Source organism: Streptomonospora mangrovi (assembly GCF_027604915.1).
GTDB lineage: Bacteria > Actinomycetota > Actinomycetes > Streptosporangiales > Streptosporangiaceae > Streptomonospora > Streptomonospora mangrovi.
The window spans coordinates 44732-54612 of record NZ_JAJAQC010000052.1; the positions used below are offsets into that span (position 1 = coordinate 44732).

Below are 9881 nucleotides of genomic sequence, written 5' to 3' on the forward strand. Positions count from 1 at the left end.
GCGGTCGCCGGTCCGCGCGCCCAAAGGCGCCGACCGGCGCGCGGCCTCAGCCCAGCAGGTCCTGGATGTCGTCGGTGAGCGCGTCGGCCTCGGGGCCCACCACCACCTGCACGACGTTGCCGGAGATCAGCACGCCGTGCGCGCCGGCCGCCTTGAGCGCCGGTTCGTCGACCTTGCCGGGGTCGCCGACCTCGGTGCGCAGCCGGGTGATGCACGCCTCGATGTCCTCGATGTTGTCGGCGCCGCCGAGCCCGGCGACGATCGCCGCTGCCTTGTCGGCCATGGGTTCCTCCAGTTGTGTGCTAGGAGCGCCGGCGCGCCGGGCGGGGGCCCGCGCGGGCGCGCGGGCCGGTGCCGCCGGAGGCGGGCGCTGGGGATTCTCCGAGCTTACGGCCCGGTGGGAGCGGCGCCTAGGAGGTCTGGGTGACCTTGCCGAGGCCGCGCGGGGCGTCGGGGTTGTAGCCCAGGCGCCGGGCGAGCCGCTCGGTGATGAGCTGGGCGGGGACGATGAGGCCGATGGGGGCCAGCCACTCGGGCAGGTCGGGCACCGGCACGGAGAGGTCGCAGGCGCCGGCCAGGGCGGCGCCGCCGCCGATGCCGAAGGCGGGCGCGCCGGCGGCGGTGACCCGCTCGGCCAGGGCGACCGTGCCCGCCAGGGTGGGGCCGCTGTTGGCGGCGGTGAGCAGGGCGGGGGTGGTGGAGTCGACCACCGCGATGGGGCCGTGCAGCAGGTCGGCGTAGGACAGGCCCATGGCGTGCAGGTAGCACGCCTCCTTGAGCTTGAGGGCGGCCTCCAGGGCGGTGGAGAACGCCATGCCGCGCCCCGACACGACGGCGCCCTGGACGCCCACCAGGCGCTCCACGATGGCCTCGACGTCGTCCTGGGGCTGGGCGAGGAGCTGGTCGACGGCGTCGGGCACCCGGGTCAGCTCGGCGGGGTCGAGGTCGGCGCCCAGCCCCAGCGCGAGGACCGCCAGCGCGGCGAGCTGGGTGGTGTAGGTCTTGGTGGCGGGCACGGCGAGTTCGGTGCCGGCGCGGGTGAGGAGCGCGACGTCGGCGGCCTCGGCCAGGGGGGAGCCCTCGCCGTTGGTGACGGCCACGGTGCGGGCGCCGCAGTCGGCGGCCCACGCCATGGTCTGCACGATCTCCTCGGTGCGCCCGGACTGGGAGATGGCCACGGCCAGCACGCCGTCGAGGTCCACCCGGGCGCCGTAGGTGGTGGCGATGGAGGGCGAGGCGAGCGTGGCCAGGCGCCCGCTGTGCGCCTGGAGGAGGTAGCCGCCGTAGACGGCGGCGTTGTCGGAGGACCCCCGGGCGATGAACAGCACCTGGCGGGTCTGGCGGCCCAGGGCGGCGATCTCCGAGGTCAGCGGCAGCAGGGTGTCGAGCGTGGCGCGCAGCGCCGCCGGCTGCTCGGCGATTTCAGCGCGCATGACGCTGGTGGTGGTTGTCATCGTGTCTTCCCTTGGTTCTCCAGCCGCGCCGGTGCACCGCTGACCTGCGACGACGGCGCCGGGCAGGGGGGCGGTCCGGATGCGGGCGTCCACATGTTGACACACCGAGCCGACCTGTGGTCTAGTCCGGCCTATACCAGTCATACCAGAATGTCACACGACGGAACAGGCACGCCCATGGCGATCGACCCCACGAGTCCGGTCCCGAAGTACTCCCAGCTTCGGGACATCCTGCTGGACTGGATCGTCGAGACGGGCCTGTCGGTGGACGACCCCATCCCCTCCGAGCGCGAACTGGGCGTGCGCTACGGCCTGTCCCGCATGACGGTGCGCCAGACCATCGACCTGCTGGTCTCGGAGGGCAAGCTGTACCGGGTCCCCGGCAAGGGCACGTTCCTGGCCCGGCCCAAGATCCAGATGTCGCTGGCGCTGGCCTCCTTCACCGAGGACATGCGCGCCCGCGGCTTCCGGCCCGGCTCCCAGGACCTGCTGCGGCGCGTCGTCCCCGCCAGCGGCGGCACCGCCCGCGCCATGGGCCTGGCGCCCGAGACCCCGGTCCACCACATCGAGCGGCTGCGCACCGCCGACGACGAGCCCATGGCCGTGGAGCGCTGCACCATCCCCGTGGACCTCGCGCCCGACCTGGAGCGCCACTCCCTGACCGGCCGCTCCCTGTACTCCGTCCTGGAGCAGGAGTACGGGATCATCCTCGACTCCGGCGAGCAGACCATCGAGGCCGGGGTCTGCGACCCCGCCGACGCCAAACTGCTCGGGCTGCCCCAGGGCAGCCCGGTGCTGTCCATGCGGCGCCGCAGCTACGCCAACGGCCGCTGCGTGGAACTGGCGGTCTCGCGCTACCGCGCGGACCGCTACACCCTCCACTCCCGCCTCGATCCCCGACGTCCGAGCGGCTCCTGACCAGCGCCCGGATCCCCGCGCACGCCTGCCGTGCATCCACCACATCCGACCCGTACACCAGTGGGAGGAACCGTGAGTTCCACTTCGACCGCCGCCGGCGGTCAACCCCAGACATCATCGGGATCGTCCTCGGCGATCCTGGGCGTGCTCCAGCGCATCGGCCGCAGCCTGATGATGCCCATCGCCGTCCTGCCGGCCGCCGCCATCCTGCTGCGCCTGGGCCAGGGCGACATGCTCGGCTCCAACGGCGCCGACCCCGGCGGCCTCGCCGACGTCGGCGGCTTCGGCTGGATGGCGCCGGTGGCCGGCGTCATCGGCACCGCCGGCGACGCCCTCTTCCAGGCGCTGCCGCTGCTGTTCGCGGTGGGCGTGGCCATCGGCTTCGCCCGGCGCGCCGACGGCTCCACCGCCCTGGCCGCGGTGGTGGGTTACGTGGTGTTCGACCGCGTGACCCGCTACATGTTCTTCAACTTCGACCCCAGCGGCGAACTGCGCGAGGCGGTCACGACCTTCGACGCCGAGGGCGCCGAGGCCATCAACTGGGGCGTCAAGAACCCCACCGACGTCCTCGGCGGCATCGTCATCGGCCTGCTGGCGGCGCTGCTGTGGCAGCGCTACTACCGGGTGAAGCTGCCGGCCTGGCTCGGCTTCTTCGGCGGCCGCCGGTTCGTCCCCATCATCACGGCTGTGGCGGCCCTGGTGGTGGCGGTGGTCTTCGGGTTCGTATGGCCCACGGTGGGCGGCTGGATCAACGGCCTAGGCGAGTGGATCGTGGGCTCGGGCGCGGTGGGCGCCGGCGTCTACGGCGTGGTCAACCGGCTGCTGCTGCCCTTCGGCCTGCACCACATCGTCAACTCGGTGGTGTGGTTCGTGTTCGGCAGCTACACCGACCCGGCCACCGGCGACGTGTTCCACGGCGAGATCAACCGCTACCTGGCGGGCGACCCCACGGCCGGCGGCTTCCTGTCCGGCTTCTTCCCGGTGCTGATGTTCGGCCTGCCGGCGGCGGCCCTGGCCATGTGGCGCGCGGCGCACCCCAGCCAGCGCCCGGCGGTGGGCGGCATCATGATCTCGGCGGCGCTGACGGCGTTCGTCACCGGTATCACCGAGCCGATCGAGTTCGCGTTCATCTTCATCGCGCCGGTGCTCTACGTGGTGCACGTGGTGCTGACCGGTGTGTCGATGGCGGTGCTCAACGCGCTCGACGCCCACCTGGGCTTCGGCTTCTCGGCGGGCCTGATCGACCTGCTGCTCAACGCGTTCAAATCCAACACCACCGGGCTGGTGTGGATCCTGCTCATGGGCGTGGTCTACTTCGCCCTGTACTACGTGATCTTCTACTTCCTGATCACGCGGATGAACCTGCCCACGCCCGGGCGGGAGCCCATCGAGGAGAAGGCGTCGGTGGCGGCCAACCCCGACGCCGCGCCGGCTGAGGCGGGCACCGGCACCGCGACCGGCACGGCCGACAAGGGCGGCACCACCGGCACGGGCGGCGAGGGCGGCACCCCGCCGCCGGCCGCGCCCTAGGTCCACCGGCACCACCTCAAGGGGCGGGTCCCGCGCAGGCGGGGCCCGCCTTTTCGTCTGGCGCGCCCTCCCCCGCCGGCGCCCGCCCGGCGCGGCGGGGTGCGTGGGGGCGGCGGTCGCGCCCCGAGACCCCCGGGAACGCCGACGGCGGCCGGAGGGGAACCCTCCGGCCGCCGTCGCGGCGCGCGGACCCGGCCGCCCAACCGTCAGCGGTTGCGCGGGTCTCCGTGGCAGCGCTTGAACTTCTTGCCCGAGCCGCAGGGGCACGGGGCGTTGCGGGAGGTGCCGGCGTAGGCGTCCTCGACGGTCTCGGTGCGGGTCTCGACCCCGCCGCCCTCGGCCGGCGCGGAGTACTGCAACCGGCTCGGGCGGAGGTCGGCCAGGCCCTCTACCTCAAGGTCGTCCGCGCCGTCCGCGCCGGACTCCACCGGTTCCGCGGCGGCCTCCTCGGAATCGGCTTCCGCGGGGGCCGCGGCGGCGGAGTCGGCCGCCGCGCCCGAGGCGGTGTCCTCATCGGTCTCCTCGGTGGCGGTGTCCGAGGGCGCGGTGGCCAGGACCGCGCCGCGTGCGCCGGCGGTGGCGGCGGCGCTGGCCGCGGTCACCGCGGTGCGCGCCGACCGGACCTCGGCCCGGAACAGGGTGCTGGCGGTCTCCTCCTTGATGGCCTCCAGCATCTGCTGGAACATGTCGAAGCCCTCGCGCTGGTACTCGATCAGCGGGTTGCGCTGCGCCATGGCCCGCAGGCCGATGCCCTGCTGGAGGTAGTCCATCTCGTAGAGATGCTCCTGCCACTTGCGGCTCATCACCACGAGGATGACCCGCCGCTCCAGCATCCGCATGTTGTCGGCGCCCAGCGCCTCCTCGCGGGCCTCGTAGGCGGTGTGGGCGTCCTCCAGCACGCGCTCGGCGATGAGGTCGGGCGTGAGGTTGGCGAGTTCGCCGCCGTTCTCCTCGATCAGCTCGTCGATTGTGAAGCTCACCGGGTAGACCTGCTTGAACGCGGTCCAGAGCTTGTCGAAGTCCCAGTCGCCGGGGTCGCCCTCGGCGGTGGCGGCGCGGACGTAGCCGTCGAGCACGTCGTCGACCATGCCCAGCGCCTGGTCCTTGAGGTCGGCGCCCTCCAGCACCTTGCGGCGCTCGGCGTAGATGACCTTGCGCTGGCGGTTGAGGACCTCGTCGTACTTCAGGACGTTCTTGCGGATCTCGAAGTTCTGCTGCTCGACCTGGGCCTGCGCCGACTGGATGGCCTTGGTGACGACGCTGGACTCGATCGGCTGGTCGTCGGGGATGTTCAGCCGGTCGTAGATCATCTCGACCCGCGCGCTGTTGAACAGGCGCATGAGGTCGTCCTCGAGCGAGAGGTAGAACCGCGAGACGCCGGGGTCGCCCTGGCGGCCGGAGCGGCCGCGCAACTGGTTGTCGATGCGCCGGGACTCGTGGCGCTCGGTGCCCAGGACGTAGAGCCCGCCGGCCTCGACCACCTGCTCGTGCTCGCTCTCGACCTCCTTCTTGGCCGCCTCCAGCGCCTCAGGCCACGCCTTCTCGTACTCCTCGGGGGTCTCCAGCGGCTGGAGGCCGCGCTTCTGCAACTCCTCGTCGGCCATGAACTCGGGGTTGCCGCCGAGCATGATGTCGGTACCGCGGCCGGCCATGTTGGTGGCCACGGTGACGGCGCCGAGCTTGCCGGCGCGGGCGATGATCGCGGCCTCACGTGCGTGGTTCTTGGCGTTGAGGACCTCGTGCGGGATGCCGCGCCGCTTGAGCATCTTGGACAGCAGCTCGGACTTCTCGACGCTGGTGGTGCCCACCAGGACCGGCTGGCCCTCCTCGTGCCGCTCGGCGATGTCGTCCACGACGGCCTCGAACTTGGCGTCCTCGCCCTTGTAGATGACGTCGCGCTCGTCGGTGCGGACCATCGGCTTGTTGGTGGGGATCGGCACCACGCCGATGCCGTAGGTCTGGTTGAACTCCGCGGCCTCGGTGGCGGCCGTACCGGTCATGCCGGCCAGCTTGTCGTAGAGGCGGAAGTAGTTCTGGAGGGTGATCTTGGCCTGGGTCTGGTTCTCGTCCTTGATCCGGACTTTTTCCTTGGCCTCGATCGCCTGGTGCATGCCCTCGTTGTAGCGGCGCCCGCGCAGCACACGGCCGGTGAACTCGTCGACGATGAGCACCTCGCCGTCCTTGACGATGTACTCCTTGTCGCGGCGGTACAGCTCCTTGGCCTTGATGGCGTTGTTCAGGAAGCTGATCAGCGGGGTGTTGGCCGACTCGTAGAGGTTGTCGATGCCCAGGTAGTCCTCGACCTTGGCGACGCCGCTCTCGGTGATGCCGACGGTGCGGTGCTTCTCATCGACCTCGTAGTCGACGTCGGGGCGCAGGCGCGGCGCGATCTTGGCGAACTCCGCGTACCACTTGGAGTTCTGCTCGGCCGGGCCGCTGATGATGAGCGGGGTGCGGGCCTCGTCGATGAGGATGGAGTCGACCTCGTCGACGATCGCGAAGGCGTGGCCGCGCTGGACGGTCTCCTCCAGCGACAGCGCCATGTTGTCGCGCAGGTAGTCGAAGCCGAACTCGTTGTTGGTGCCGTAGGTGATGTCGGCGGCGTAGGCCGCGCGGCGGTCGGCGCCGCGCATGTCGGGGGACAGCACCCCGACCTCCATGCCGAGGAACTGGTAGATGCGGCCCATGTTCTCGGCGTCGCGCTTGGCCAGGTAGTCGTTGACCGTGACGACGTGGACGCCCTTGCCCGACAGGGCGTTGAGGTAGACCGCGAGGGTGGAGGTCAGGGTCTTGCCCTCACCGGTCTTCATCTCGGCGATGTTGCCGAGGTGCAGCGCGGCGCCGCCCATGAGCTGGACGTCGAAGTGGCGCTGGCCCAGCGTGCGCTTGGCGGCCTCGCGGACGGTGGCGAACGCCTCGGGCAGGAGGTCGTCGAGGGACTCGCCGTCCTTGTGGCGCTCGCGGAACTCCTCGGTGAGCTCGCGCAGCTCGGTGTCGCTGAGATCGACGAAGTCGTCCTCGATCGAATTGATCTGGTCCCTGAGTTTCCGCAGCTTGCGCAGGATCTTGCCTTCGCCCGCGCGGAGGACCTTGTCGAGTATGCCTGGCACTTGCTATGCGCTCCTCGCAGATCTGGGCCCGCGTCCGGAGGCGGGACGGATCCTTGACCCCCAGCTTTCCATCGTAGGCGACCCTATTGCCTCGCCGTACACGCACGCGTCGTCACTGTGGATGGCCGCCGGGCGTGCCGCCGCCGGTTGTCCGCCGTTTACTTCGCAGGTGGCGGGGATACCCGAAGGAGGAAGACGGAAAGGACGCAAGGACCCGAGCCGAAAACGGCAGCGCGTGCCAGGAGCACGCCGATTGGTACCGGGGGTGCCGAAATGACCGAACCGAAAGGCCGCGACACCGGATACGACGACCCGAGCACCGGCGGCGGCGAGTTCGAGCGCGACAAGAAGCAGGAGCACCGCTACGTCCGGGGCTACCAGGGCGAGGGCGGGCAGTTCGCGCCCACCCAGAGCCACCGCGGGCGCCTGGGGTCCTGGCTGGCGGTCGGCGTGATCGTCGTGGGGTTCGTGCTGGGCGGCCTGGGGATCGCGCTGGGCCTCAACTGGTGGCTGATCGGCGCCGCGCTGGTGCTGATGGCCGTGGGCGGTGTGCTCTGCTTCGTCACCGACATCTTCACCGACGTCGTGCTGGACTCCCCCCACCACGAGTCGGAGGAGCCGCACAACACCCCGCTGCACCGGATCAAGTCCCACGACCGCGCCCAGGCCGAGCTGCGCGACGGCCACCGCGCCGCCACCGACGGCTAAAGCCGGCCCGGTCCGTTCCCACCCCAACCGACGCCCCGACCCGACGCCCCGGCCCGCGTGCCGGGGCGTCCGTGTGCGCCCGTCCGGGCTCGCGGGGGTGCGGGGACGGACGGCGCGGAGGGGACGGGCGGGACGGTCGGGGCCGCGGGTGTCGCGGCGGTGTGCACACGCGTGGTCCCGGAGCGGCCGAACCGCTCCGGGACCACGCCAACGCACCCGCCGGGCGGGGTCAGTCGACCAGGCGGAGCACGCCGTAGTCGAAGCCCTTGCGGCGGTAGACCACGCTGGGGGCGTCGCGGTCCTCGTCGTGGAACAGGTAGAAGTCGTGGCCGACGAGTTCCATCTCCAGGAGGGCCTGGTCGATGGTCATCGGCTTGGCCGAGTGGAACTTCTCGCGGACGATCACGGGCCGGCCGCCCTGGGTGTCGAGTTCGACGAACTCGTCGGCGAACTGGTCGTCGACGGCGGCGCCGTCGAACTCCTCGGGCTCCTCGGCCGGACGCGGCACCGCCGGGGGCTCGGCGACCTCCCCGAGGGGACCGGGGCCGCCGTTGGCGAGGCCGGCGGTGGCGGCGGCCACCGACACCGGGGCGCGGTTGCCCTTGTGGACCTTCTTGCGGTCGGCGAGTTTGCGCAGCCGCGCCTCGATGCGGTCGACCGCCTGGTCGAGGGCGTTGTAGCGGTCGGGGGCGCACGCCTCGCTGCGGATCACCGGGCCGGCGGAGCGGATGGTCAGCTCGACGCGTTCGCACTCGTCGGCCATCCGGGGATTCCGCTCCTTGGACACCTCCACATCGACGGTCATGCCTTTCTTCTCCCACTTGGAGAGCTTGCTCAGCTTGTTCTCGACGTGCTGCCGGAACTTGTCGCTGACACCCGTGCGGCGACCTTTGACGATGATGTCCACTAGACCCCCTTCAACGCGTGGCCATCGCAGGTGATGGCCTTCTTAGCTGGCGTTTCACCGCAGCGCGCCGGCGGCGCGAAGCGGCTCGACGTCTCCGCGTGCCTCCTCTCCGAACCGCCCGCCGCGTCGGAGAGGCGAGCGCGGGCGGCTGAGTCGGTCCTGGTGCGTCTGGTGTTGTGGCTCTCCGTATACCCACAAGATCACGGCTCGTATCCGGGTACGGGGCGCCAATCGCGCGGCGGCGCGGGCCGCGCCGGCCACCGGGGGCGCCGGCCGCGCGAAGGGCACGGCGGACGGCCGCGCGGCGCGGGCGGCGGCAGCGGGTGGGGCGAGCGAGGCCGGTGGGGCGGCGCGCGGGGACGCGGCACAGCGGCCGGCGGCGCGCGGGCACGGCGAAGAAGCATGCCACCCGTCCGGCCGACCTGGTCTTCGTCCCCACATCCGCCTGCTGAGGGGGTCGCCGCGCTTGAGTGCGACTACTGCCCTTCTCCCGCCAGCGAGGGACATCGGGTCCCTCCGCGGGGCAGGACTTACCTCTAAGCCGCACCGTGATCGGTCGACGAAAAGTCGCCTTACGTGGGCCGTTTCGCCTGCGGCTGGCATCGGCTTGCCGGATCCGCGCCCCCGCGAGGGGGCGCTGTACCCGGCGCAACCACGGACCCGGACGGGTGCCATGCCCTGAACGCTAACCCGAGTTCCCTCAGATGTCAGGTCGTGATCGTGCTCCGTACGGCCTCGGCGGGCACGTGAACCGCGGTGAACCCGCCGATCAGGCGGGAAATCACGGACAAAGGTAAAAAATCGCCGCAGGTGTGCCGCACGGGCTCCCCGGGGGCTCACCGGCGCTCGCTCAGCACTGCTCCGCCCACCACCCGCGCCCCGGCGGCGCGCAGCGCCCGCGACGCCTCGGCCAGGGTGGCGCCGGTGGTCAGCACGTCGTCGACGACCACGACCACGGCGCCGCGCAGGTCGCCCGGGTGGGCGCGCGCACCGGCCCGGCCGGGCGCGGCCGAAGGCCCGGCGCGGACCGCCAGCGCGCCGGTGAGATTGGCCCGGCGGCCCCGGGAGTCGAGCCCGACCTGGTCGGCCACGCGCCGCCGGTGGGCCAGCAGCGGCGCCACCCGGTGGGCGCGGGCGACCGGGGCGCGCGCGGCGGCGCGCAGCAGCAGGGCGACGGGGTCGTAGCCGCGCCGGCGCAGCGCGCCGGGCCGGGCGGGCACCGGCACCAGCAGCACGCCCCGGCGCCGCCCGGCC

The 9881-nt window shown here is 72.1% G+C and carries 8 protein-coding genes; 3 read left to right on the forward strand and 5 right to left on the reverse strand.

Annotation, left to right across the window (positions count from 1 at the left end; genetic code table 11):
• Positions 1–46: 46 nt before the first annotated feature.
• Complete coding sequence (locus LG943_RS23415) at positions 47–295, reverse strand: PTS glucose/sucrose transporter subunit IIB (RefSeq protein ID WP_270074524.1); 249 nt, start codon at positions 293–295, stop codon at positions 47–49.
• A gap of 115 nt (positions 296–410) precedes the next feature.
• Positions 411–1454: an SIS domain-containing protein gene (locus LG943_RS23420; protein WP_270074515.1), complete on the reverse strand. Its 1044-nt coding sequence runs from the start codon at positions 1452–1454 to the stop codon at positions 411–413.
• Between the two features lie 177 nt (positions 1455–1631).
• Between LG943_RS23420 and LG943_RS23425 the strand changes: the two genes are divergently transcribed.
• Both LG943_RS23425 and LG943_RS23430 read left to right on the forward strand, forming a co-directional pair.
• Positions 1632–2372 carry a GntR family transcriptional regulator gene (locus tag LG943_RS23425; RefSeq protein ID WP_270074516.1) on the forward strand — a complete coding sequence of 247 codons (741 nt, stop codon included), beginning with the start codon at positions 1632–1634 and terminating at the stop codon, positions 2370–2372.
• Between the two features lie 72 nt (positions 2373–2444).
• Positions 2445–3902 (forward strand): PTS transporter subunit EIIC, encoded by a 1458-nt coding sequence (locus tag LG943_RS23430; protein WP_270074517.1) that lies wholly within the window; start codon positions 2445–2447, stop codon positions 3900–3902.
• A 206-nt stretch (positions 3903–4108) separates the two neighbouring features.
• Here LG943_RS23430 and secA read toward each other — a convergent pair whose 3' ends face one another.
• Complete coding sequence (gene secA / locus LG943_RS23435) at positions 4109–7012, reverse strand: preprotein translocase subunit SecA (RefSeq protein ID WP_270074518.1); 2904 nt, start codon at positions 7010–7012, stop codon at positions 4109–4111.
• A 273-nt stretch (positions 7013–7285) separates the two neighbouring features.
• On the opposite strand from secA, the gene LG943_RS23440 reads away from it, so the two are divergent.
• Entirely contained in the window at positions 7286–7720 is a 435-nt protein-coding gene (locus LG943_RS23440) for a hypothetical protein (protein WP_270074519.1), read from the forward strand.
• Between the two features lie 229 nt (positions 7721–7949).
• Here LG943_RS23440 and hpf read toward each other — a convergent pair whose 3' ends face one another.
• Together hpf and LG943_RS23450 are read right to left on the reverse strand one after the other, a co-directional pair.
• Positions 7950–8627: a ribosome hibernation-promoting factor, HPF/YfiA family gene (gene hpf / locus LG943_RS23445; RefSeq protein ID WP_270074520.1), complete on the reverse strand. Its 678-nt coding sequence runs from the start codon at positions 8625–8627 to the stop codon at positions 7950–7952.
• Positions 8628–9463: 836 nt separating this feature from the next.
• Positions 9464–9881: ComF family protein (locus LG943_RS23450; RefSeq protein ID WP_270074521.1), on the reverse strand; the 418-nt coding region annotated here is incomplete at its 5' end.